Source organism: Pseudoxanthomonas japonensis, from assembly GCF_043632995.1.
GTDB classification, from domain to species: domain Bacteria; phylum Pseudomonadota; class Gammaproteobacteria; order Xanthomonadales; family Xanthomonadaceae; genus Pseudoxanthomonas_A; species Pseudoxanthomonas_A japonensis.
In genome coordinates this window covers 774006-797176 of record NZ_CP171632.1, presented here as the reverse complement: position 1 = coordinate 797176, position 23171 = coordinate 774006, and the positions used below count along the sequence as shown (strand labels likewise).

Annotated in this window: 24 protein-coding genes and 1 tRNA gene; 4 read left to right on the top strand and 21 right to left on the bottom strand. The window is 64.8% G+C overall.

From position 1 onward, the window contains the following. From ACGHX3_RS03545 to ACGHX3_RS03510, 8 genes are all read right to left on the bottom strand, one after another. Entirely contained in the window at nt 1-1944 is a 1944-nt protein-coding gene (locus tag ACGHX3_RS03545; protein ID WP_394696418.1) for a sulfotransferase, read from the bottom strand. Continuing rightward, nucleotides 1941-3329 carry an ABC transporter ATP-binding protein gene (locus tag ACGHX3_RS03540; protein ID WP_394696417.1) on the bottom strand — a complete coding sequence of 463 codons (1389 nt, stop codon included), beginning with the start codon at nt 3327-3329 and terminating at the stop codon, nt 1941-1943. Before ACGHX3_RS03540 ends, ACGHX3_RS03545 begins: the two co-directional genes overlap by 4 nt. Continuing rightward, nucleotides 3319-4125, bottom strand: a complete 807-nt coding sequence (locus ACGHX3_RS03535; RefSeq protein ID WP_394697229.1) for an ABC transporter permease — start codon at nt 4123-4125, stop codon at nt 3319-3321. Before ACGHX3_RS03535 ends, ACGHX3_RS03540 begins: the two co-directional genes overlap by 11 nt. 45 nt (nt 4126-4170) lie before the next feature. Then, entirely contained in the window at nt 4171-5367 is a 1197-nt protein-coding gene (locus ACGHX3_RS03530) for a cystathionine gamma-synthase (protein WP_394696416.1), read from the bottom strand. Nucleotides 5368-5466: 99 nt separating this feature from the next. Then, nucleotides 5467-6837 (bottom strand): pyridoxal-phosphate dependent enzyme, encoded by a 1371-nt coding sequence (locus tag ACGHX3_RS03525; protein WP_394696415.1) that lies wholly within the window; start codon nt 6835-6837, stop codon nt 5467-5469. A gap of 111 nt (nt 6838-6948) precedes the next feature. Beyond that, on the bottom strand, nt 6949-7167 hold the full coding sequence (locus tag ACGHX3_RS03520; RefSeq protein WP_055940917.1) for a YdcH family protein: 219 nt from the start codon (nt 7165-7167) through the stop codon (nt 6949-6951). Between the two features lie 357 nt (nt 7168-7524). Continuing rightward, complete coding sequence (locus ACGHX3_RS03515; protein ID WP_394696414.1) at nt 7525-8421, bottom strand: OmpA family protein; 897 nt, start codon at nt 8419-8421, stop codon at nt 7525-7527. After that, nucleotides 8418-8813 carry a DUF4398 domain-containing protein gene (locus ACGHX3_RS03510; protein WP_313929674.1) on the bottom strand — a complete coding sequence of 132 codons (396 nt, stop codon included), beginning with the start codon at nt 8811-8813 and terminating at the stop codon, nt 8418-8420. Before ACGHX3_RS03510 ends, ACGHX3_RS03515 begins: the two co-directional genes overlap by 4 nt. Before the next feature lie 93 nt (nt 8814-8906). Here ACGHX3_RS03510 and ACGHX3_RS03505 point away from each other — a divergent pair, with 93 nt between their 5' ends. Next, on the top strand, nt 8907-10046 hold the full coding sequence (locus tag ACGHX3_RS03505; RefSeq protein ID WP_162336981.1) for a PilT/PilU family type 4a pilus ATPase: 1140 nt from the start codon (nt 8907-8909) through the stop codon (nt 10044-10046). 68 nt (nt 10047-10114) lie between these two features. Here ACGHX3_RS03505 and maiA read toward each other — a convergent pair whose 3' ends face one another. From maiA to rplM, 6 genes are all read right to left on the bottom strand, one after another. Further along, a complete protein-coding gene (maiA, locus tag ACGHX3_RS03500; RefSeq protein WP_394696413.1) occupies nt 10115-10774 on the bottom strand; it encodes a maleylacetoacetate isomerase in 660 nt (219 codons plus the stop codon). Between the two features lie 97 nt (nt 10775-10871). Next, a complete protein-coding gene (locus ACGHX3_RS03495; protein ID WP_394696412.1) occupies nt 10872-11861 on the bottom strand; it encodes a fumarylacetoacetate hydrolase family protein in 990 nt (329 codons plus the stop codon). Between the two features lie 62 nt (nt 11862-11923). Continuing rightward, entirely contained in the window at nt 11924-12670 is a 747-nt protein-coding gene (locus ACGHX3_RS03490; RefSeq protein WP_394696411.1) for a 2OG-Fe dioxygenase family protein, read from the bottom strand. 68 nt (nt 12671-12738) lie between these two features. Further along, a tRNA-Gln gene (locus tag ACGHX3_RS03485) sits at nt 12739-12813 on the bottom strand. A 33-nt stretch (nt 12814-12846) separates the two neighbouring features. Next, the gene (gene rpsI / locus ACGHX3_RS03480) at nt 12847-13239 is read right to left on the bottom strand and encodes a 30S ribosomal protein S9 (RefSeq protein WP_162110517.1); all 393 of its coding nucleotides are present in this window, start codon (nt 13237-13239) and stop codon (nt 12847-12849) included. 2 nt (nt 13240-13241) lie between these two features. Then, nucleotides 13242-13670, bottom strand: a complete 429-nt coding sequence (gene rplM / locus ACGHX3_RS03475; protein WP_055936916.1) for a 50S ribosomal protein L13 — start codon at nt 13668-13670, stop codon at nt 13242-13244. A 191-nt stretch (nt 13671-13861) separates the two neighbouring features. On the opposite strand from rplM, the gene coq7 reads away from it, so the two are divergent. Next, nucleotides 13862-14503, top strand: a complete 642-nt coding sequence (gene coq7 / locus ACGHX3_RS03470) for a 2-polyprenyl-3-methyl-6-methoxy-1,4-benzoquinone monooxygenase (RefSeq protein ID WP_394696410.1) — start codon at nt 13862-13864, stop codon at nt 14501-14503. 28 nt (nt 14504-14531) lie between these two features. On the opposite strand, the gene sugE is transcribed toward coq7, so the two are convergent. Together sugE and speD are read right to left on the bottom strand one after the other, a co-directional pair. Beyond that, a complete protein-coding gene (sugE, locus tag ACGHX3_RS03465) occupies nt 14532-14852 on the bottom strand; it encodes a quaternary ammonium compound efflux SMR transporter SugE (protein ID WP_394696409.1) in 321 nt (106 codons plus the stop codon). A 181-nt stretch (nt 14853-15033) separates the two neighbouring features. Next, entirely contained in the window at nt 15034-15828 is a 795-nt protein-coding gene (speD, locus tag ACGHX3_RS03460) for an adenosylmethionine decarboxylase (RefSeq protein ID WP_055936923.1), read from the bottom strand. Between the two features lie 186 nt (nt 15829-16014). Between speD and crp the strand changes: the two genes are divergently transcribed. Next, a complete protein-coding gene (gene crp / locus ACGHX3_RS03455; protein WP_238391179.1) occupies nt 16015-16701 on the top strand; it encodes a cAMP-activated global transcriptional regulator CRP in 687 nt (228 codons plus the stop codon). A gap of 360 nt (nt 16702-17061) precedes the next feature. Continuing rightward, on the top strand, nt 17062-17811 hold the full coding sequence (locus ACGHX3_RS03450) for a sulfite exporter TauE/SafE family protein (RefSeq protein WP_394696408.1): 750 nt from the start codon (nt 17062-17064) through the stop codon (nt 17809-17811). 70 nt (nt 17812-17881) lie between these two features. Here ACGHX3_RS03450 and ACGHX3_RS03445 read toward each other — a convergent pair whose 3' ends face one another. The 5 genes from ACGHX3_RS03445 to ACGHX3_RS03425 all read right to left on the bottom strand — a co-directional run bounded on the left by ACGHX3_RS03445 (nt 17882) and on the right by ACGHX3_RS03425 (nt 23150). Continuing rightward, nucleotides 17882-19726 carry a peptidoglycan-binding protein gene (locus tag ACGHX3_RS03445; RefSeq protein ID WP_394696407.1) on the bottom strand — a complete coding sequence of 615 codons (1845 nt, stop codon included), beginning with the start codon at nt 19724-19726 and terminating at the stop codon, nt 17882-17884. Nucleotides 19727-19824: 98 nt separating this feature from the next. Then, nucleotides 19825-20568 (bottom strand): hypothetical protein, encoded by a 744-nt coding sequence (locus ACGHX3_RS03440; RefSeq protein WP_394696406.1) that lies wholly within the window; start codon nt 20566-20568, stop codon nt 19825-19827. Nucleotides 20569-20754: 186 nt separating this feature from the next. Then, nucleotides 20755-21114 (bottom strand): hypothetical protein, encoded by a 360-nt coding sequence (locus ACGHX3_RS03435; RefSeq protein WP_162336989.1) that lies wholly within the window; start codon nt 21112-21114, stop codon nt 20755-20757. 54 nt (nt 21115-21168) lie between these two features. Continuing rightward, nucleotides 21169-22500 carry a hypothetical protein gene (locus ACGHX3_RS03430; RefSeq protein ID WP_394696405.1) on the bottom strand — a complete coding sequence of 444 codons (1332 nt, stop codon included), beginning with the start codon at nt 22498-22500 and terminating at the stop codon, nt 21169-21171. After that, nucleotides 22497-23150: a hypothetical protein gene (locus ACGHX3_RS03425; protein ID WP_394696404.1), complete on the bottom strand. Its 654-nt coding sequence runs from the start codon at nt 23148-23150 to the stop codon at nt 22497-22499. The genes ACGHX3_RS03430 and ACGHX3_RS03425 overlap by 4 nt, the downstream gene beginning before the upstream one ends. Between the last annotated feature and the right edge of the window lie 21 nt (nt 23151-23171).

The window sequence follows — 23171 nt, the reverse complement described above, 5'->3', positions numbered from 1 at the left end:
TCAGTCCCCCCGCTGCCTACCCGCAGGAATTCCAATCGCACGCTTGAATAGCCAGGCCTTGTCGCTCATTAATGCCCTGGCGTCATCGAGCTCAGCGCTAAGTTGCGCTGCCTCCGCTTGGGCAGCGTCCCGCGCAAGTGAGAGTTCAGTGAGGTCGGCGGCGGCGCCTCGCAGCATGTCTTCCATGCCGTCTCTAGCTTCAACCAGCTTTGCGTACGCACTACGGGTTTCAGACAGATCTCCTTTCAAGCTCTCAGCCTCTACCTCCAGCGTCGCTATACGCTGAGCCAGATTGGCCACCTCGCGCTGATGATCATTCAACTTGGCGCCGTACTCATGCTCCAGCTGGTTCTTTTCCTGTCGCATCCCTTCACTTGCGGCGAGCGCTTGAGCAAGATCTGAATTCTTGGCTTGGAGATGAATTTCCAACTCCGCGACTCTTGAATCCGCGACAGTACGCGCATCCTCCGCTTCCTGCCGAGCGCGTTCGACGACCGCGCTCGCACCAATCACGGACGCGCGCTCTTCGCTCGCCTTCACCTGCTCATCCAGCAAGCGTGTAATTTCGGCATCGCGCTCCGCAATCTTCTCACGCAGCTCTTTCTCCAGCTTGTCCGACACCTCGAACGCGCGCTCCACGAACAGGCGCTCGCGTTCAAGAGCGTCGCGCAAGGTGTCCAGCTCCCGCCGGTCCAGCGACAAACGGTCCAGCTCATGTGCTTGCTCGTCGAGCCGCGCCTGTGCCTGTTTGCGCGCTTCGACATGCACCTGCGCCTCGGCGCGCATCCATTCGAGTTGGGCGACATGTGCGCCAAGGCTCTCGCTGAGCTCACGCACCCGCTGCTCGATCAGGTCCTTCGCGACCACCAGCCCCTCGATGTTGTTCAGACGTTCGAGCGCCACCCGTTCGAGCTCGATGTTGGCCGCGGTACTGGCCTCCAGGGTGGCACGTAGCTCGCGCTCGCGCTGCTCCACCAGCTCCTTGGCGGTCAGTAGCCCATCGATGTTATGCATGCGCTCCAAAGCAACGCGCTCGAGCTCGTTGCGCTCCGCCACGAGATCGCGGACAGGTAGCGAGAACACCGACACGGCCGTCCCGTAAGCCTCGGCGCAGGCTTCCAACGCCCGCCAATCCGATTTCCCCAACGCCACGTCCAACGCACTCCGATACGCATGCTCAAGCAATGCCGGCAGCGGTGCAGAGTCGAGCAATGCGGACACGGCCGGATCACCCGCGCGCTGGTGCTGATCCTGGGGATTCAGGAACCCATCGATTTCCTGGCCGACGGCCGCGTACGCACTTGGCCACTCCAGCCCGAGCGACGTCGCCACCCTATCCATCGCGGGGCGCCAGTCTTCCAGCAGCTGCGTGTAACCCACGATGGCACGCGGGATCGACGACGATGCCGTTAGCGCCTCCATGAGGTGCTGTATCCACATGAGATATGCATGGCCCAGCGTCCAACCGTCCCGCTTGTGGAGCGACAACGCCACTTCGCGCGGATCACGGACTGCCAGGACAGCGCGCGCGCCGATCTTCAACCGTTCGAGGGCGGCCACCCAAAGCGGCAAGAGCCGGCACATGCGGGGGTCTTTGACCGCCCAAAGCGCCTGCCCGCGCATTTCCCTGGACACGAGCGCGGCGATCTCGGAGATCGCAACCTCGGTCGCCGGATGCTCAAGCCAACCTTCAGGCATTTCGCGCACATCGTGCCAGTTGCGCCCAAGCGCGGCCAACAGCTTCTCGTGGATTTCCACAGCTGCCGCATGCTCCCAGAAGCCTTTGCTGTTGTCGTCCTGGGGCTGCAACAACTCATCGCCCAATGGAACACCCAGCAGGTTCAACACGCGCGTGAGCGCGGAAGTACCGCTGCGATGCATGCCAAGCACCAGCACCACCGAGCGATCCGGGCCTTTTCCTACCACTGGCTTTTGATGCTTCATTCTGACCTCCCGGCATGTCGCACGGGAACGACCTCTGGAACCACATCGAAATCGACGAAGCCGGTCGCGATCCGGCCAGGATCCGGGGGAATGCGGAACACCACCACGTCCACCAGCCGGTCCAGGAAATGATCCTCCTCTCCAAGCCTACCGGTAACGCCGGCATTCATGAAGTAGGTGCCTGGAGCCACCATCGCACGGAACCTGAAACGTACGTCGATGCGTTCGCCGGATTCCACAACGGGTATCGGCTCCAGCAAGCTGGAAGAGACCGCACCACCAAGCTCGACTCCGGAGACCGTCTTGATCAGCATGCCGAAGCGGACGGACATCACGGTCCTTTCGAACGCCACCGAGTAAACATAGACATACTCACTACCCGGTCTCAACACGTTGACTCGACGGCCGGACAGAGTTTCGATGTGTGGGTCATCGATGTGCGCGCCATGCGTCTCGTAGCGGAATGCACTCTGCGAAACAAGACCAGGATCTAGGTAAACCTGTTCTTCATTGTCCCCAGAAGCGCCATGAGCAGCGGCTGCGTCGCCCGGCGGAATGCCCGCAGCATCGCCGATATCCTCATCGTCACCGCTGGCCAGTTGTTCCAAGTAAAGCGCCCGAAGCCGCGCCACGCGATCGGCTGGCGCATACAACAGCTTCTGGTAGCGCGTGACGACCTTCTTCGGCGCTCCAAGCGCAAGCAGCTCGCCGCGGTCAATCAAGACCGCGCGATTGCACAGCTCCAGCACCATACTCGCCGAGTGCGAGACGAAAATGATGGTTGCACCACTATCTCGCAGCCGCTCTATCCTGGCGAAGCACTTGCGCTGGAACGCCTCGTCGCCCACGGAGAGCGCTTCGTCCACGATGAGGATGTCCGGCTCGACATGGATCGCGACGGCGAACGCCAGACGCACGAACATGCCGCTCGAATAGCTCTTGACGGGCTGCTCGATGAAATCGCCGATGTCCGCGAACGCCACGATCTCGTCGAATCGCGATTGGACCTGTTCGCGCGAAAGCCCCAGCAGCGTTCCGTTGAGATAGACGTTCTCGCGTCCCGTGAACTCGGGATTGAAGCCGGCACCCAACTCGAGCAGCGCCGCGATGCGTCCTTGCGTCCTCACGTCGCCGCGGGTCGCGGCGAGCGTTCCGCAGATGATCTGCAGCAGTGTCGATTTCCCCGACCCGTTTCGCCCGACGATACCGACGGTCTCACCCTTCATGATGCGGAACGAAACGTCGTGCAGCGCCTGAAACTCACGGAACCAACGGTGCTTGCGCGACCGCGGCGATACCATCTGCAGGAGCCGGTGGTGCGGCTTTTCGTAGATGGGAAATATCTTGCTTACGGAGGACACATCGATCGAAACGTCAGAGGACATCGGCGAATCCCCTTCTTGTCACGCGGAAGAGACTGTGACCTGCGTAACACACCAGCCATGCGGCCAGCGCATAGACGCCAAGGCCCAACCAGTCAGGCTGCACACCCCATATCGCCACGGCGCGCGCCTGGTCGATGATGAAGCTCAGCGGATTGGCGAGGAAAAGCCAGCGCATGTCCTCAGGGATGGCGCTGATTGGAATGATGGCGGTGGAAGTGAACAGCAGCGCCGTCGTGAGCGCCCCCGTAACCTGGTTGATATCGCGAAAGTACACACCGAGCGAGGCGAGAATCCATGAGATCCCGAGCGCCAGAACGACAAGGGGGGCGACGACCAGAGGAAAGAGCAGGATCGTCCAGCCGACCCCCTCGCCGAACGCCAGCGCCAGGACGATGTACGCGAAGAGGTTCATGAACAGGTGGAAGAGCACCGACAGCACCATCGGCCAAGGCAACACCTCGAGCGGGAACACGACCTTCTTGACGTAACTCGGATTGCCCGACACCAGACGTGGCGCCTGCGTAACGCACTCTGCCAGGAAGCCGTGAACGATCAGCCCGACGAACAAGATGAGAGCGAAGCTGTGTTGCTTGCCCTCCACGGCAGGCCAATGACTACCCAGTATGCTGCCGAAAGCGAGCGTATACACCGCCAGCATCAGGAACGGGCTGATCAGCGCCCACAACAATCCGAAATTCGCGCCGCGATAGCGGCCCAGAATCTCCCGCTGCGCCAGCTCGCGGATCAACGAACCATGCTGCACTATCGAAGAGAATGGCCCCCTCATCTTCAGCATGCCGGGATTGCTCCATCGCCACCCGAGAATGGCCATGCACGACGCTCAGACGCCGTCTGCACGAAGCGCCCTCGCCAAGTCGGAGCGCAGATCCTCCAGTGCCTCCACGCCCACGCTCAACCGTATCAGTCCATCAGTGATGCCCAGCGCTTCCCGCCGCTCCACGGGTATCGAGGCGTGGGTCATCACGGCGGGATGGTTCAGCAGACTCTCCACACCTCCCAGCGATTCGGCAAGGGTAAAGAGCCCGGTGTTCTCGCAGAATTTTCTTGCGGCCTCGAAACCGCCTTTCAGAACCACGGAGACGATGCCGCCATAGCCCTGCATCTGCTTCGCGGCGAGCGCATGTTGCGGGTGCGAGGCGAGACCGGGGTAGATGACTTTCTCGATCGCGGGATGCGCTTCCAGCCACTGCGCCAACGCCAGCGCGTTCTCGCAATGCGCCTTCATCCGTAGGTGCAGCGTCTTCAGGCCACGAAGAGCAAGGAAGCTGTCGAACGGCCCCTGCACCGCCCCGATGGAGTTCTGCAGGAACGCCATCTGCTCGGCCAGTTCCGCATCGTCACCCACCACCACCATGCCGCCGACCATGTCGGAGTGGCCGTTGAGGTACTTGGTGGCGGAATGCATCACGACGTCGGCGCCAAGCAACAACGGGCGCTGCAGGATCGGCGAAGCGAAGGTATTGTCGACCACGACTCGCAGACCGCGCTTGTGCGCGATGTCGCAGATGGCGGCAATGTCGACGATCTTCAGCATGGGGTTGGTCGGGGTTTCCACCCACACCATTCGCGTCTCCGCCTTGATCGCGGACTCGAACGCGGTCAGGTCGGTCAGGTCGACGAAACTGAAATCCAGCGCCGCCGTGCGCCTGCGCACCCGCTCGAACAGCCGGTAGCTGCCACCATACAGGTCGTCCATTGCAATCACGTGACTGCCGCTGTCCAGCAATTCCAGCACGGTCGAAGTCGCCGCCATGCCGGACGCAAACGCGTAGCCTCGAGTACCGCCCTCGAGGGCGGCCACGCAACGTTCGTAGGCGAACCGTGTGGGATTGTGCGTACGCGAGTACTCGAACCCTTGGTGTACGCCTGGGCTGGCTTGCGCGTAGGTCGAGGTGGCGTAAATCGGCGGCATGACCGCGCCGGTCGTCGGGTCGGGCGACTGACCACCATGAATCGCCAGCGTACCGAGGGCCATGCCCTCGATCTGACCGCTGGATTGGGAACGGCTCTGCGACATATTTGGTTCCTTGAGCAGCCGGCAAGTTTACCAGCCGCGGCTTAACGCACTGTCCACGACACGCACGCCATGCGCCCCCTGTTACGCAGCCATTACTCGCTACTGGGCTCGCCGTCGCAGGTAGTTCAGCAGATCGATGCGGGTGATCAGGCCAAGGAACGCGTCACCGTCCGTGATGATGGCTACTTGACCCCTGTCGAACACCGGCAGCAGGGCCTCGATCGGCGAGCGCACGTCCAGCCGGTCCAGCTTGCTGACCATGGCGGTGGAGACCGGGTCGCGGAAGCGGGTTTCGTCGCCATAGACATGCAGCAGCACGTCGCTTTCGTCGACGATGCCGACCAGACGATCCCCTTCCATCACCGGCAACTGCGAGACGTCGTACAGCTTCATGCGCTGATACGCGGTCGTAAGCAGGTCGGTGGGGCTGACCACCACCGTGTCGCGCTGGCTGTAGGGGCGCAGGATCAGGTCGCGAAGGTCGCCATACTGGGGCCGGTCGATGAAGCCGTTGTCCAGCATCCAGTAGTCGTTGTACATCTTGGACAGGTACTTGTTGCCCGTGTCGCAGACGAACACCAGCACCTTCTTCGGGGTGGTTTGCTCGCGGCAGTACTTCAGCGCCGCGGCCAGCAGGGTGCCGGTGGACGAGCCGCCCAGGATGCCCTCCTTCGCCAGCAGCTCGCGGGCGGTATGGAAGCTCTCGCCGTCGCTGATCGCATAGGCCTTCTTCACCCGGCTGAAATCCGAGATCTGCGGCAGGAAATCCTCGCCGATCCCTTCCACCAGCCAACTGCCCGACTTGGTGCTGAGCGTGCCCTCGTTGATGTACTGGGTCAGGATCGAGCCGACCGGATCGGCCAGCACCAGCTCCGTCTGTGGCGAATGCTCGGCGAAGCAGCGCGACAGGCCGGTCATCGTGCCCGAGCTGCCGCAGCCGAAGACGATGGCATCCAGTTCGCCGTCCATCTGGCGCAGGATTTCCGGGCCGGTGCCGAATTCGTGGGCCGCCGGATTGTCCGGATTGCCGAACTGGTTGATGAAGTAGGCGCCCGGCGTTTCGCGGGCGATGCGCTCGGCCAGGTCCTGGTAATACTCAGGGTGGCCCTTCGCCACGTCGGAACGCGTCAGGATGACCTCCGCGCCCATGGCCTTCAGGTTGAAGATCTTTTCCCGGCTCATCTTGTCAGGGACCACCAGCATCAGCTTGTAACCCTTCTGCTGGGCTACCAGGGCCAGGCCGATGCCCGTGTTGCCGGCCGTGCCTTCGACCAGCGTGGCACCCGGCTTCAGATCACCGCGCTTCTCCGCGGCTTCGATCATCGACATGCCGATACGGTCCTTGATGGACCCGCCCGGATTGGCGCTCTCGAGCTTCAGGTAAAGGGTGCAGAGCCCGGTGTCGAGGCGCCTGGCCTGGACGATCGGCGTGTCGCCGATCAGGTCAAGTACGGAAGGGTGGATCGCCATGCGGCCGTGCATCCGGTGCGGTACAGGGCCGGGATTATCGCATTGGGTGACGCGGACGGCGACGGCCGACGAGGAGGCCGCCGCCGCCCGCGACGAGAAAACCGGGAAGGATCAGTGGGGCTTGGCGTCGTAGATCCGGAGCAATCGCTCCTTGGCGTGCAGCTTCTCGCGCTTCATCTGGCCGAGCAGGGTGTCGTCGATGGGCAGCACGCCGAGTTCGGCGTCGGTGACCTTCTTGTCCAACTCGCGGTGGCGCTGGTACAGCTGCTTGAATTCCGGATCGGCCTTGATGAGCGCATCGATGTCGGCCTGCGGTTGACCTTCGAACATGATCGTTACCTCCTTCAGCGGAAATACGAACGCCCCGGCCTTTGCAGGCACGGGGCGTTGGCTTGGGAGCGGAGCATCGGATCGACAGCGCGGGCACTTCCCATCGGAATGCCCGCTGCGGCCTGCTTGCCGGCGGCGGTCTCCAGGGGGATCGGTACGGGCGTCATCGGGGTCGATTCTCCGGTGAGCCAAGCGGCGGGAGCCACTTGGGTATACGACCCTACTCCTCGATTTCCGGCCCGGCAAGGGTCACTCCAAGTCGTTGATTTCTGGAACAAACCCCGCAAAGGCGGGCATTCAGGCTACACGCCCGAAAGCCACCATATTTCGTTCAACCCGCTGATTTACAAGACAAAATCAGTGCGTGACGATGATTTCCAGCGCGCGCGCCTTGCTGCCGGCCCCTTTCGCGGCGCTCTGCAGCCGCGACCTGGGGATGCCTGCGGCCACCAGGGCGTCGCGGAGCGCATCCGCACGGCGCTGGCCAGGCGTCTGGCTGTCGCCGAACCCCTCGACCCGGGCGCGGGCCTTGGGATTGGCCTGCAGGTAGGCCGCCAACGCCTTGGCACTGGCAGTGCCACCGGTCGACAGCTTGGCCGAACCACTCCCGAACGCATCCGCACCCAGCGTGAAGACCTCGCCGCGCGCCTCGAACTTCGACGCGGGCAGCTTGGCCCCCGAGACCAGTTCGGCTTCTTCGCGCGCCAGTTTCAGCTCGCGCTGGCGTGCCGCGCTCAGGCGGTTGGCCTGTTGACCGGCCACCGTGTCCAGCGTGGTTTCCGCTTCCTGGCGCGCGAGTGCTTCGGCTTCGGCGGCCAGGCGCAGGCGTTCGGTTTCCTCGGCCTGGATCTGCGCCTGCACGCGCAGGCGTTCGGCCTCGCGGCGCGCCTTCTCGGCTTCGCGGCGGCTGGCCTCCACCAGCAACTCGCTGCGGGTGCGGTCCAGCCGATCCACGTCACGGCGGGCCGCCTGGGTACGGGCGGCGATCTCGGCGATCTCCACGCGGCGTTCGGCGATGTACTGCGCCGTCTCGCGCTGGCTGCGGCGCGCCTTGTCGAACGCCGCGATGGCGTGCTGGGCCTGCAGCTTTTCGTAGGCGGCCATCTCGGCCAGGGCGGGATCGGCCTGCAGCGCCACCAGTCGCTGGTTCAATTGCACGACCACCGGATTGTCGGCGGCGCCGGCAGCCAGCGATGCCGTCGCGAGGGCGAGGCCCAGTACGGTCGAATGCAGGCTCATGCGGAAGGCGCTCATCGCTTGCCCTCCCCGCCGATCTGCCGCTGCAGGTCGGCGATCTCCGCCTGGCGCTGCGCCACTTCGGCCAGGGCCACCGCCTCCTGGCTGCGTGCACGGGCGAGATCGGCCTCGACCGCGGCCCGCTGCGCGAAGTCCAGCGCCTTTTTCTTGTCGCGTGCGGCATGCGCCGCCTGGGCCTGCGCCAGCGTCTGCCGTGCGGCCGCCAGCGGTTCGGGGGCGTACTGGTCCGCGTCCGCCTGGTCGGCGCGTTGTACGGCCTGCACCGCAGCTTCGAGTTCCGGCGTCGGCGCGCTCTGCGCAAAAGCGGGTTCACCCGACAGGGCCATTGCCGCTACTGCGGCGGCCATCACATGCAGGGGCCTGCGGAAGTGTGCGAAGCTAACGATCATTGGGGTGCCGTGACGTTGAGGGGTGCGCGCGGCCATTGTCGGAAGCCTTTGGCGCCGTTGCAACGTCGCCGCGCATCGTGGGGAGCTTTGCATATGGACATCGGCTATTTCCTGAAGCTGATGACCGAGAAGAACGCCTCGGACATGTTCCTCACGACCGGGGCGCCGGTCTACATCAAGATCGAGGGCAAGCTCTACCCGCTGGGCAATACCGGGCTGCCGCCCGGCATGGTCAAGAAGATCGCGTACTCGCTGATGGACGAAGGCCAGGTGCCGGTGTTCGAGCGCGAGCTCGAGCTCAACATGGCCATCGCCCTGCAGGACGCCGGCCGCTTCCGCGTCAACGTGTTCAAGCAGCGCGGCGAAGTCGGCATGGTCATCCGTGCCATCCGCAGCGTGATCCCGACCATCGAGGAGCTGAACCTGCCGCCGGTGCTGAAGGACATCATCATGACCCCGCGCGGGCTGGTGCTGATCGTCGGTTCCACCGGTTCGGGCAAGTCGACCTCGCTGGCGTCGATGATCGACTACCGCAACACCACCAGCACCGGCCACATCCTCACCATCGAGGATCCGATCGAGTACCTGCACAAGCACAAACAGTCGATCGTCAACCAGCGCGAAGTCGGCCTGGATACGCACGCCTTCCACAACGCACTGAAGAACGCGATGCGCGAGGCGCCGGACGTCATCCTGATCGGCGAGATCCTGGACGCCACCACCATGGAAGCCGCCATCGCCTTCGCCGAAACCGGCCACCTGTGCCTGGCGACGTTGCACTCGAACAACGCCGACCAGACCATCGAGCGCATCCTCAACTTCTTCCCCGAGAGCGCGCACAAGAACGTGCTGATGAACCTGGCGCTGAACCTGCGCGCCGTGGTCTCCCAGCGCCTGGTGAAGGGCACCGACGGGCGCCGCATGCCGGCGGCGGAGGTGCTGATCAACACGCCGATGATCCGCGACCTGCTGCGGCGCGGACAGGTGCACGAGATCAAGGCCGCGATGGAGGAGTCGCTGGAAGAAGGCATGGAGACCTTCGACCAGTGCCTGTTCCGCATGGTCAAGGAAGGCCAGATCGAGCAGGAGGAAGCGCTGCGCGCCGCCGACTCGCGCGACGGCCTTGCGCTCAAGTTCCGCCTGTCCGAAGGCAGCAAGGGCGAGCACGATCCCTACGCGGACTACGACAGCGGCGGCAGCAGTTCGCCGCGCATCACCCACGGCTTCGGCTGAGCGCGGACCGGGCAGTGCAGGCTGGAACGGGCGGGGAAACCCGCCCGTCCGCGTTTCACGCGCGCCGCTCAGGCGTTGGCGTCGGGCTGGTTGTCGGGCCGCGCCTGATCGAAAGCGGGCAACGCCAGGCAGGCCTGCTCGATGCGGACGATGGTCGGGAAGGCGCTCATGTCCACGCCGAAGCGGCGCGCATTGAAGACCTGAGGCACCAGGCAACAGTCGGCCAGACCCGGCGTCGCCCCATGGCAGAAGGCACCGGTGGCCGCGTCCTCGGCCAGCAGCGTTTCCATGGCGGTGAATCCTTCGATCACCCAGTGCTTGATCCAGTCGTCGCGCTCGGGCTGGGGTACGTTCCAGGTCCCCTCGAAATACTGCAGCACGCGCAGGTTGTTGAGCGAATGGATGTCGCAGGCGACCATCAGGGCCAGCGCGCGCACGCGGGCGCGGTCGCGGGCCGTCATCGGCAGCAGGCGGGGGGAGGGCCAGGCTTCGTCGAGGTATTCGAGGATGGCGAGCGACTGCCGGATCACCCGCACGCCGTGCTGCAGCGTGGGCACCATGTGCTGGGGATTCCTGGCGACGTAGTCCGGCGCGTGCTGCTGCCCGCCGTCGCGCACCAGGTGCACGGGCACCGTCTCGTAAGCCAGGCCCTTGAGGTTCAGGCCGATGCGTACGCGATAGGCGGCGCTGGAGCGCCAGTAGGAATACAGCCGGAGTTGCTCAGCCATGCAAGCCGCTCCCCGCGGTTTGCGCCTTCGAATGCCCGGAATCCATGCCCCACCCACCCTGCTCCGTCCTGGGTTCACACTGGACCCGGGCGCGCCTTCAAGGCAAGGGTTGCTTCTCGATCCGCTGCTCGATCGCGCCAAAAATGGAACGGCCGTCACGGTTCGTCATTTCGATGCGGACCACGTCGCCGAAACTCATGAACGGCGTGGACGGCTTGCCGTCACGCAGCGTCTCGACGGTGCGCTGCTCGGCGAAGCACGAGGCGCCCTTGGAGGTGTCCTCGTTGGCGATGGTGCCCGAGCCGACGATGGTGCCGGCCGACAGCGGCCGCGTCTTGGCCGCGTGCGCGACCAGTTGGGCGAAATCGAACTGCATGTCCACGCCGGCTTCCGGCGCGCCAAACCATTCACCGTTGATATGCGTGACCAGCGGCAGGTGCACCTTGTTGTCGCGCCAGGCATCGTCCAACTCATCCGGCGTGACGAACACCGGCGACAGCGCTGAGCGCGGCTTGGACTGCAGGAAGCCGAAGCCCTTCGCCAGTTCGCCCGGGATCAGGTTGCGCAGCGACACGTCGTTGACCAGACCGATCAACTGGATGTGGGCGGCGGCCTGCGCCGGCGTGACCGCCATCGGCACGTCGTCGGTGACGACGACGATCTCCGCCTCGAGATCGATGCCGTACTCCTCGCTGACCACCTTCACCGGATCGCGCGGACCATGGAACGCGGCACTGGTGGCCTGGTACATCAGCGGGTCGGTGTAGAAACTCTCCGGCACCTCTGCGCCGCGGGCACGGCGCACGCGTTCCACGTGCGGCAGGTAGGCGCTGCCGTCGACGAATTCGTAGGCACGCGGCAAAGGGGCGGCCAGCGCCTGCAGGTCGATATCGAACGCACCGTCGGCGTCGCCGGCATTCAACGACTCGTACAACGCATTGAGACGCGGCGCGGCGTTGCTCCAGTCCTCCAGTGCGCGCTGCAGCGTCGGCGCGATGCCGGTGGCGCGCACGCCGCGGGCCAGATCACGCGACACCACGATCAACGAACCGTCCCGACCACCTTCCTTCAGGGAACCCAGCTTCATCGCAACTCCAGATGGCGGCGCCCGTGCGCCATGGTTTCAATTGTAACGAAAGACGGCAACGATCAGCCGGCAGCGGTGTCGCCCTGGAAACCGTCCTTGCGGAACGTCAGTACCAGCGTATCGCGATGACCCTGCACGTCCAGCGGCTGGATGGGGGTGGATTCGTGGATGACGCGTTCGTCGTCGAGGAACAGCAGCGACCACGGCGCTTCCAGCGTGAAGCGCTGACCGTCCGGCCCGGCCGCAGCGAACACCCGGGTCTCACCGCCCTTGATGCCTTGGCGGCCCAGCAGCAGCACCGCAACGAAATCGACACCGTCGCGGTGCGCGCCTTCCGGCGTCGGCCGGCCGATGCCGTCGGTGGTGTCGATGCGGAACTGGTGCGCCTCCACGTACCAGGGACGCTCGCCCTTCAGCGCGGAGCACCACTGTCCCAGCCCTGCCAGCAACCGGGTCCAGGCCGGAGCGTCCGCGACACCCGGTTCGATCGGCTCGAACCAGCGCTGCATGCCGCCGTGCAGGGCGTTGTAGTCCAGCGACTGCCAGTGCGCGCGGTGCGGGACCTGCTGCACGCGGTCCGCATCGACGACGAAACAGGAATGCCGGCGACGCCGGTAACGACCACCGTCCTTGAGGTAACCGTCCACCTCCAGCCGATCCCAGCTGGGCAGCAGTGTGTCGAGCGCGTCGAGATCGATGCCCACTGCATCGGCCATGGCGCGCGGCTCCAGCACGGCATAGCCGCGCTCCTGCACGCGGCGCACGGCCTCGTCGGCGGGACAGAACGGCGGTTGGAACATCGCGACCATCGGCAAGATCCCTCAACGCAAAAACCCGCCAGAGGCGGGCTTTTGCGGATGTCCAGTGGACGTCAAGTTGGCAGCCCCGGATGGATTCGAACCACCGAATGCCTGAGTCAGAGTCAGGTGCCTTACCGCTTGGCGACGGGGCTGTGTAACCAGTGACGCGTAGTGTAGCGCGTCTGTTAGCGCTTGGAGAACTGCGTGGCACGACGCGCCTTGTGCAGACCGACCTTCTTGCGCTCGACTTCACGCGCATCGCGGGTCACGAAGCCTGCCTTGCGCAGTTCCGACTTCAGCGTTTCGTCGTACTCCACCAGCGCGCGGGCGATGCCCAGGCGGATGGCGCCGGCCTGACCGGTGATGCCGCCGCCGGTGGTCGTCACGGTGATGTCGAAGGTTTCGGTGTTCTTGGTCAGCTCCAGCGGCTGGCGCACGATCATGCGGCCGGTTTCGCGGCCGAAGAACTCGTCCAGCGGACGACCGTTGACCGTGATGTTGCCGGTGCCCTTGCGCAGGAACACGCGGGCGGTGGAGGACTTGCGACGGCCGGTGCCGTAGTTCTGAGTGATAGCCATGATTAGATGTCCAGGACCTGCGGCTGCTGAGCGGCGTGCGGATGATTCGGGCCGGCGTAGACCTTGAGCTTGCGATACATGTCGCGGCCCAGCGGGCCCTTCGGCAGCATGCCCTTCACGGCGGTTTCGATGACGCGCTCCGGATGGCGCTCCAGCGCCTGGGCCAGCGTCTCGGTCTTCAGGTTGCCGATGTAGCCGGTGAAGCGGTGGTACTTCTTGTCGGCCAGCTTGTTGCCGGTGACATGGATCTTCTCGGCGTTGATCACGACGAGGTAGTCGCCGGTGTCAACGTGAGGGGTATAGACGGGCTTGTGCTTGCCGCGGAGGCGACGTGCCAGCTCGGTGGACAGGCGACCCAGGGTCTTGCCTGCTGCGTCGACGACGTACCAGTCGCGCTGGACGGTCTCGGACTTGGCGGTAAAGGTGCTCATGTAACTCTCGTGTGTCTGGTCGGGCGGATTCCGCGGTTTCCCGGGCGGAACTTTGCCACGCGTTGTGAAGGGTGAAACGGAAGAGGCGGGATTGTACGGGGCCTTGCCGCAGTGCGCAACCCTGAGGCAACCCCTGCCAGTCGGGGCGTCCAGGGCAGACGACGGGCCCGTCGACGCGGCAGAATGACCCCATGACTACGCGGACCTTTTCGCCCTTCGATCACTGGCTGGTGGAAGCACAGCGCGGCCTGGACACCGTCTTCGGCAACCCGCCCGCCCAGCGCGCCAACCCGGCCGGGGACACCCCCGAGGTGGCCCTGGAGCCGGACGAACAGCGCCATGCCGCCGGCCTGATGCGCATCAACCATGTCGGCGAGGTCTGCGCCCAGGGTCTGTACTTCGGCCAGGCGGCCGTCGCCCGCGATGCCACCACACGCGCCCACTTGCTGGACGCTGCCCAGGAGGAGACCGACCACCTCGCCTGGTGCGCCGACCGCCTGCGTGAGCTGGACAGTCGGCCCAGCCTGTTCAACCCGCTGTGGTATGCCGGCAGCTACGCCCTTGGCGCCCTCGCCGGCCTGCGCGGGGACGGCTGGAGCCTGGGCTTCGTGGTCGAAACCGAGCATCAGGTGGAAGCCCACCTGGACGAGCACCTGGAGTCCCTGCCCCCCGCCGACCTGCGCAGCCGGGAGATCCTCAAGGTCATGAAGGCCGACGAAGCCCGCCACGCGGACCATGCGGAACAGGCCGGCGCGCGCATCCTGCCTCAGCCGATCCCGACGCTGATGGCCGGCGCTTCGAACCTGATGAAAGCCGTCGCGTACAGGCTCTAAGGCGTGCGACGGCGGGCCCGGGCCCGCCCTATGACGCGGACACCAGCTTCAGGCCGACGATGCCCGCCACGATAAGGCCGATACACGCCAGTCGCGCGGCCGTGGCGGGTTCCTGGAACAGCCACATGCCGACGAACGCAGTACCGACCGCGCCGATGCCCACCCAGATCACGTACCCCGTACCCAGCGGGACGTGCTTCAGCGCGAGCGCCAGCAGCCAGAAGCTGGCCGCCGCGGCCACCGCCGTGACCATGCTGGGTACCAGGCGGCTGAAGCCTTCCGAATACTTCAGGCCCACGGCCCACACCACTTCCAGCAATCCCGCCACCACCAGATAGACCCACGCCATACGTCACCTCCTCAGGTTCATTGCCCGGGCCATAACGCGAAACGGCCCGGAACTCGCGTTCCGGACCGCCGTCGGTCCTGATGCGCGGCTCACGCCGCGGGCGGGTCGTCCCGCCGTTGTGTGTGGGCAGACTAGCGCAAGCCATCCGAACCGGATGTAACCCGCGCCCGTCGCCAACCCGTCATTCCGGCAGGTTGCGCCCGTGGTACAGCTCTTCGATCTCCCGCTTCAGGCGCGCCTCGATCTTCATGCGCTCCTTGAACGACAGGTTCTTGGCCTTCTCCTCGAACAGGTAGTTGTCGAGGTCGAACTCCTTCAGGTGCATCTTCGTGTGGAAGATATTCTCCTGGTAGACGTTCACGTCGAGCATCTCGTAGCGCGACTTGATGTTCTTGGCCAGGAAGTCCTGGATCGAGTTGATCTTGTGGTCGATGTAGTGCTTCTTGCCCTTCACGTCGCGGGTGAAGCCGCGCACCCGGTAATCCATGATGACGATGTCGGATTCCAGGCTTTCGATCAGGTAGTTCAGCGCCTTCAGCGGCGAAATCACGCCACAGGTCGCCACGTCGATGTCGGCGCGGAAGGTCGCGATGCCGTTGTCCGGATGGGTTTCCGGGTACGTGTGGACCGTGATGTGCGACTTGTCCATGTGCGCCACCACCGCGTCGGAGATGATCTCCTTGCCCGCATCCTTCTTGTCGATCACCGGCTCCTCGGAGATGAGGATCGTCACCGACGCGCCCTGCGGGTCGTAGTCCTGGCGGGCCACGTTCAGGATGTTGGCGCCGATGATCTCCGCCACATCCGTCAGGATCTGGGTCAGGCGATCGGCGTTGTATTCCTCGTCGATGTACTCGATGTAGCGACGGCGCTCGTCCTCGGACGAGGCGTAGCACACGTCGTAGATGTTGAAGCTCAGCGCCTTGGTGAGGTTGTTGAAGCCTTGCAGCCGCAGGCGAGGCAGGGGTTTTACCACGGCGGTGGTCCCTCTCAGGGGGTGTCGGATGAGGGGGCGGATTATGCGCCATACGGGGTGACAGTGAAATGTCCGTGGCCCGCCCGTCGGTACGCCGTCACATACTGGCCCAGCCCTTGCATGGCCTGCGTTTGCCGTCGGCTACGTATTCGGACTAAGCTTCCTGAATTACACGCCGTGACCACCATGAGCCCAGGCATCCCCCTTGCAGCCCCCGCTCGCCCCGCCGCCAGCCCGCTGACGCCGGACAACGCCACGCTCGAGCGCTTCCTGGCCCATAGCCATCGGCGCCGCTACCCGGCACGCGCGGATGTCTTCCGCCCGGGCGACCCGGCTGGCACGCTCTATTACGTGGTCAGCGGCTCGGTCAGCATCATCACCGAGGAAGACGACGACCGCGAACTGGTCCTCGGCTACTTCGGCTCCGGCGAGTTCGTCGGCGAAATGGGCCTGTTCATCGAGTCCGACCGCCGCGAAGTCATCCTCCGCACCCGCACCCAGTGCGAACTGGCGGAAGTCAGCTACGAGCGCCTGCACCAGTTGTTCCTCGGCACGCTGTCGGCCGATGCGCCCAAGCTGCTGTACGCCATCGGCGCGCAGCTCTCGAGGCGTTTACTGGACACCAGCCGGAAAGCCAGCCGCCTGGCGTTCCTGGACGTCACCGACCGCATCATCCGCACGCTGCACGACCTGGCGCGCGAGCCAGAAGCCATGAGCCACCCCCAGGGCACCCAGTTGCGCGTGTCCCGCCAGGAACTGGCGCGTCTGGTCGGCTGCTCGCGCGAAATGGCGGGCCGCGTGCTGAAGAAGTTGCAGGCCGATGGCGCCCTCCACGCGCGCGGCAAGACGGTCGTGCTGTACGGCACGCGCTGACGCCGACTCCGCCTCACGCGCTGCGTCGGCACCGCTCGCATTGCACATAGCCTTCCGGCGCCACCGTTCTTTCCCGATGGCGCCACGGTGCGCCCGTGGCGTCGCGCGTACGCCGCCCTGTCCGAGGCGACGCAGGGAATCGTCCGCACCGCAGATGGAGTTTCACGCATCTGCGTGTGACACCTGCCCACAACAGCGGGACCAGAGCGCCTTCTGTCGGATGTGACAGCCTGCTTCTAGCGGTATCCCGTGCGTTCGCCCTGCCGCGCATCGATGCGGCGACGTCCGCGGAACCCACGCCTTCACACGTTATGCTCGGACCTGATCGCCCGGCACCTCCACGCCGGGAGGACGGGGCGGATGGAGTTCGGCAGCGAGTTTTTCTGGTTCGTCCTGATCGGCCTGGGCGCGCAACTGGTCGACGGCGCGCTCGGCATGGCGTTCGGGCTGATCTGCTCGTCCATCCTGCTCAGCATGGGCCTGCCGCCGGCCGCAGTGAGCGCCAGCGTGCATGCCGCCGAAGTGGTCACCACCGGCGTTTCGGGCGCCTCTCACGCCTACTTCCGCAACATCGACAGACGCCTGTTCTGGCAGCTGACGGTCGCCGGCTCCGTCGGTGGCGCGATCGGCGCCTACGTGCTGACCCGGTTGCCCGGCGATGCGATCCGTCCGTTCGTCTATCTCTATCTGTTGGCGCTGGCGGTGCTGATCCTGGTGCGTTCGTTCGGTCGCTGGATGCCGCGCGAACAGGTCAAGCGCGTGCCGGTGCTGGGATTCTTCGCCGGCCTGCTGGACGCCACCGGCGGTGGCGGCTGGGGGCCGCTGGCCACCTCGACCCTCCTCGCCCGCGGCGGCCAGGCTCGCACGACCATCGGCACCGTCAGCGCGTCGGAATTCGTGGTGACGCTGGTGGTGTCGATCACCTTCATCCTGACCATCGGCCTGGATCATCTCGAGATCGTGCTGGGTCTGCTGGTGGGTGGCGCCATCGCCGCGCCGTTCGCGGCGTGGTTCGTGCGGCATGTCCCGGAGAAGATCGTGCTGAAGGTGGTCGGACTACTGGTGCTGTGCATCAGCCTGTACCAGATCGGACGCGCCTGGCTCACGTGAGGCGCCCGGGCGCGTAGCGCCGAAACACGCGGACCGCCACCGGCGGCCCGCGCATCTAACTGCCCATCCGTCAGCGGGACTGGCCCGTCTGGTCGCGCGGCTGCGCAACCTGCTGGTCCATCACGGCGTGCTCCTTCTGCTGCCAGCCCTGGCCCGCCGGCGTCTTCAGGTAATCGTCCAGAGCCTGCCGCATCGCCCGATCGTCTCCGCCGTGCATGGCGGAGAACATGCGGTCCACGAACGACCGCTGCGCATCCTCGCTGCGCGGATTCTGCGGCGTGGTCTCCCCAGGCGTCGTCTCGCGTGCCGCATCGCGCGTGGCCGTTGCCATCGCCGCACGGGAGCGGTTGCCGTATTCGCCATCCACCTTCAGGCCATGATCCTCCTGGAACGCACGCAGTGCGTGTTCCGTCTGTGGGCCGAACTTGCACGACGTGGTCTCCAGTGGTTGGCCATCGGCACCGCGATAGCCCAGCTGGTTCAGCTGCTGCTGAAGCTCGCGCACCGATGCGCCGGAGGCCCCGTCACGCAACACCTCGGGCGTTGCTGCACGTGCGGGCGCCACGGCATCACGCTCGGCGCCACGCAGGTGCGGCAACGGATCGACCTGCCGGCCGTCGCGCCACATTTCGAAGTGCAGGTGCGTATCGCCCTGGGCGGGCGTGTTGCCGGTCCGCCCCATGGTGCCGATCTGCTGCCCGGCTTCGACACGCTGTCCGTTGCGCACGCTGAACTCGTCCAGGTGGAAGTACTTGGTCAGCGTGCCGTCGTCGTGACGCACGTGGACGGTATTGCCGGCGGCGCCGTTGTTCGGGCGCACCACGACCGTCCCGCCGGCGACGGCCACCACGGGATCGCCGACATCGCCCTGGATATCGATGCCGCCGTGCCGCCGGCCACCGCTGCGCGGCGTACCGAATTCGCCCCGGCCTTCGCGCGGCTTGTCGGCTTCATTGATGTCCTGATTGCCCGGCGTCGGCCAGGCCAGCCTGCCCTCGCGCTGTTGCATCTCCACGGTTTGCGCACGATTGCGCTCCTGTTCCGGCAACGCGAGTTGCTGTGCGATCGCTTCGCGCGTGCGCGCATCGGCATTGCCGGTGGCTTCCAGCTGGTTGGCGGCCTGGAAGGCGCGCACCGCTTCCTGCGTCTTGCCGCCGTAGATGCCCGAACGCGTCTCCAGCTCCGCACCCTGGCCATCACGGAAGCCGAGCTGGTTCAGCGACGCCTGCAAGGCGCGCACTTCTTCGCCACGCTCGCCGCTCTGCAGCACGCCGTCGGTCAGCGGCGACGTGCGTTCGCGGACAGCCGCATCGGGCTGGCCTGCCTGGATGCCACGGTCCGGAATGCTGATAGCAGCGTACTTGCCGTTCCAGTACTGCGAGAACGCCGTGGCCAGTTCGCGATCGCCCAGCCCACGCAACGCGTCGGTCGTAAGGCCAGTCAGCCGCTCGGCATCGCGCGCACTGATGTTGTTGAGGATATTGCGGCGCGTATCGTCGCGGGTGAACTCGCCCGTCGCGATCGCGCTCTGGATGGATGCGTAGCCTGCCGCACCCTGCTGATGGGCCAGATACAGGTCCAGGCCACTGGGCGCCTCCTGCCCGGACAGGAAATCATGTCCACTGCGCGACTGCCGACGCGTGATGTCGGCAAGGTTGTCGCGATAGAGTGCGGCAGCCGCGCGTGTACTCTCTGCCGGATCGAACTCGCGGCCGGCGATACCGTACTGCGCTGCGGTGCCCGGCATGAACTGGAACAGGCCCTTGGCGCCGCTGGGATTGCTCGCGTCGGGATTGAAACGCCCGCCCGTCTCGATATAGGCGAACCGGAGGAAGTCCTCGCGCGGAATGCCGCTCGCCTGTGCCTGGCGTTCGACGATGTCGAGGATCTGTTCACGGGTGTACTGACTGGCCATCGTTGGCTCCTTTGCTGATGTGCGCGACCGGGAGGGTCGCAGGACGTCAACCGGGCCCCTCCGTGGGCCTGATGCAAGTCGGTCAACTGGAAGTCGGATTATTTGGAGTAGCGCTCACTCGTCTCGTCGAAGCTATAGACCGCGTCGTCTGCTGATGTCATGTCGCGGACTTTTCCGGGCGACGCGATGGTCGTTCCCTGGGACGACACCTTGAGGCGGGGAAGGCCCTCGCCCACCTGCTCGAACGTCAGCGTTCCGGTGCTGGCGACACACGGCATCACTTGCTCGCCATCGCATGCGTCGCTGTTGTCGTTGCTGACAGGGATACTTCCAAGGTAGCCCCACTGCCTGAAACCGAGCTTGTCCACACTGCCTGGGTCGAACAGCAGCAGACTGAACATGCCCACCTCCGTTCCGTTCATGAAATCCCGTGTGGGCACCGCCAACAGATAGCGTCCATCGCCGGTCTTGAACGACTGCGCCTTCCGCGAATCATCGATCTGCTCCGGCCGTCCCATCCTGCCGAACTCACCGACATAGCCATCGGTATCCGGCTTCGACCACTCCACCTTGCCGTCCTTCTCGACGCGCGTGAACGTCGCCTGCGAGATGGCGACATGCTCCGGATCCTCCATCATGCCGTCGTCGCCCTCGGGGCCTTCGCCCCCGCTCTTGGCGCCGAAGCCGGTGAAATAGTGCTTGCCGTTGAGATCGAACGCGTGGCCGTACCAGTAGCTGACGGTCGCACCGCCATCGACCTTGTAGCTGACCGCACCGTCGCCGTCGCGCTGGTAGATGAAGTACAGCACGCTGTCCGGTGAGGGTGGCTTCAGCTCCGACATCTGGTGATCCTTTTCTTGGGGGGGCTTCGTCTGCGCCGCGGCATCCGCAGTGCGCCCTGCCGGGGCATCACAGCCGACGACCAGAACCGCAATGGCAGCAACGAGCAGGGGGGAAAGGATGTTCATGCGCTTCGACCTCATGTCCGTGATTCCTTGGCAATACCTTCTGTTGAAGGATCGAACCCGTCAGTGGCGGATGGGCGTGTTTTCCGGTCGACCACCGCCCTCCCAACGTCCCGACTCGATCGCCTTGGGGCAGACGGCCTTGTACTGGGCGAACGACAACGTGTCGTCCTGGGTCCAATCCTTGCCGTACGGGTTGGGCGGACGACAATAAGGCATCAGCATGAAAGCGCCGGTGAAAGGCGGCATGGGCTTCCAGCACGGCATCGGATTCTTCCTGACATCCTGGCCCTGCGTGCAGAACACGAACGGATCGTCCATGCGGTAATAGAGTGGCTGGTAGTAGCCACTGGTGGACTGCGCGCCGAGATCGAACAAGACCAGCAGGCTCAGCGGGATGATGAACTTGATGTTTCGTTTCATGGCTACGTTCCTCGTAGTGCATGGACACTCATGGTTTGACAGGCCGTTCCGCGATCAACGTGCGATGTCCATCTGCACGGGCTTGTGTTCGACGTTCGGCGTGGGGGATACACGCTCCTGCTCCGTCAGCCCCGCTTGATGCGACTCCATACGTGGCGCAGGTTCGGCAAGTCGCTGTCGATGGATCTCGAGTTGGCTCTGCCAGGCCTGTCCGTACGGCGAGGCCCGCAGGTCCTGCAGGGCGATGCGCAAACCATCAGGGTCGTTGGCCCTCGCGCTGGAGAGCAGGCGATCCACCTCATCTGCGGCAGAGCGCACCTCGGACTTGAGTGGCGGGTGGAACGGTCCGGCAGGCTCCATGCCGTCCACCCTCTTCGCGTTGCTGCCATCGCGCGCGCGCGCAGTGGCGGCGAAGGTACCCCATGCAGGCAGGAGCGACGCCGTGCGCGTTCGCTCGTCACGCGCACCGGGCTCGCCTGCCTGGACCGTGCCACGCAATGCATCGAATCCATCGCGCAGTGCCCCATGGGGGCCGCGTGCCGCGATCGTGATGGCGCCGCGCATTCCTTCCACATCGTCGCGATACTTGCCGATCATCGGCGCGTACTCGCTGGCCAGTGCTTGTGTCCGCACATCTTCCAGCACCGAGCGGTCCGGGCGCTGCTCACCATCCACGTTGAGGAAACGGTGCATGTCGTGCGAACCGAATCCCCGGATGCCGGCGACCAGGCTTGCACGCGGATCCAGCAGCCGCGCGCCGTTGTTGGCGTAGCCCGCGCCCACCAGCATGCCGATCTCGTCCGGCTGCGCGTAGATGCGCACTTTTCCGTAATGCGGACTGGCGGAGCTGACGGTATCCGCCGCCATCACATGGTTCACAACGCGATCGCCACCTTCCGGGATCCGTCGATCCAGGCTGACCGCTCCATAGGCATTGAACGTCTCGCCGCGCAGGTCGTAGTAGTGGGCACTGACCTGCGCCAACGTACCGCCCAGCGAATGGCCGGTGACGGTGACTTCGGGCGTACGCTTTCCCGGCAGCTGTCCTTGCTTCTCGGCGTAGTCGCGCGCCCATCTCGTGAGGGCGACTGCGTCGTCCGCCTGCAGATTGGCCCGAGTCAACACCATCGCGCCATCCGTCTTGATCAAATCGTCCCAGCGCTGCCTTTCGAACTCGGTGCCCCTGTGCGCGACGACGATGTCACCGCTGCCGAGATGCTGGTAGACCGTGCCCTGATAGCCCGTTCTCGTATTGTCGACGAAGTGAAGAATCTTGTACCTCACACCCTCAAGCTCAATCTCCTTATTCACGAGATCGCGCATCTGGCCGTCGCGATCGTAGCTGTGCTCGACCAGGTTCGCGTACTGCTGGGATGCGAGCGTCATTTGGTGAGCTCCTCGGTCTCCATGCTGACGCTGAAGAATTCAGCGCGACTCCCTTCAGGAACGGCGTCGATGCCGCTCTCACCGAAATCAGGGAAGGCATCAAAGTCTTCGACCCGGGGATAACGCGCCTTCCAGAAGTAGGTCCGCTTTCCCTCCCCCTGCTCGACCTGTTCGCGATCCAGGCTAGCGATGAATCGAGTTTCCTGCTCCGCGCCCGTCGCACGCAGTTGCACCTGCACCTGAATCAGTTCCCAACGGCAGATGCCCCTGCCGTGGTAGTCCTCGTCGATCATTCCATCCGTGTAGAAGATGCCGGCGTATTCGGCTTCAGAGACGCGCACCAGCTGGAACGGGATGTCATTCGTGGGTATCGGCGAAAGGTGTCCGCTAGGATTGGCGTTCGGCGGCGGCAGGCATTCCGGCGTCACGACATCATGCTGCGTCGCACTGACCGCCACCTTGAGCGGACCCGGCGCATCGTGGATGTGCATGCGCAACCGGTACGCCTGCACCGGGTTGGGGTTCTCTTTGTATTGGGGTCGTTGTTTCATGTCCACGGTGTCACCGCATGCAGTTATGAAGAAAAGAGCGATTCCAAGAAGTATCGGCGACCATGAGAACCTGTTCTCAGAAATGATATGTGTGCTCATTTATCCGTCCTGAGTTCCTCT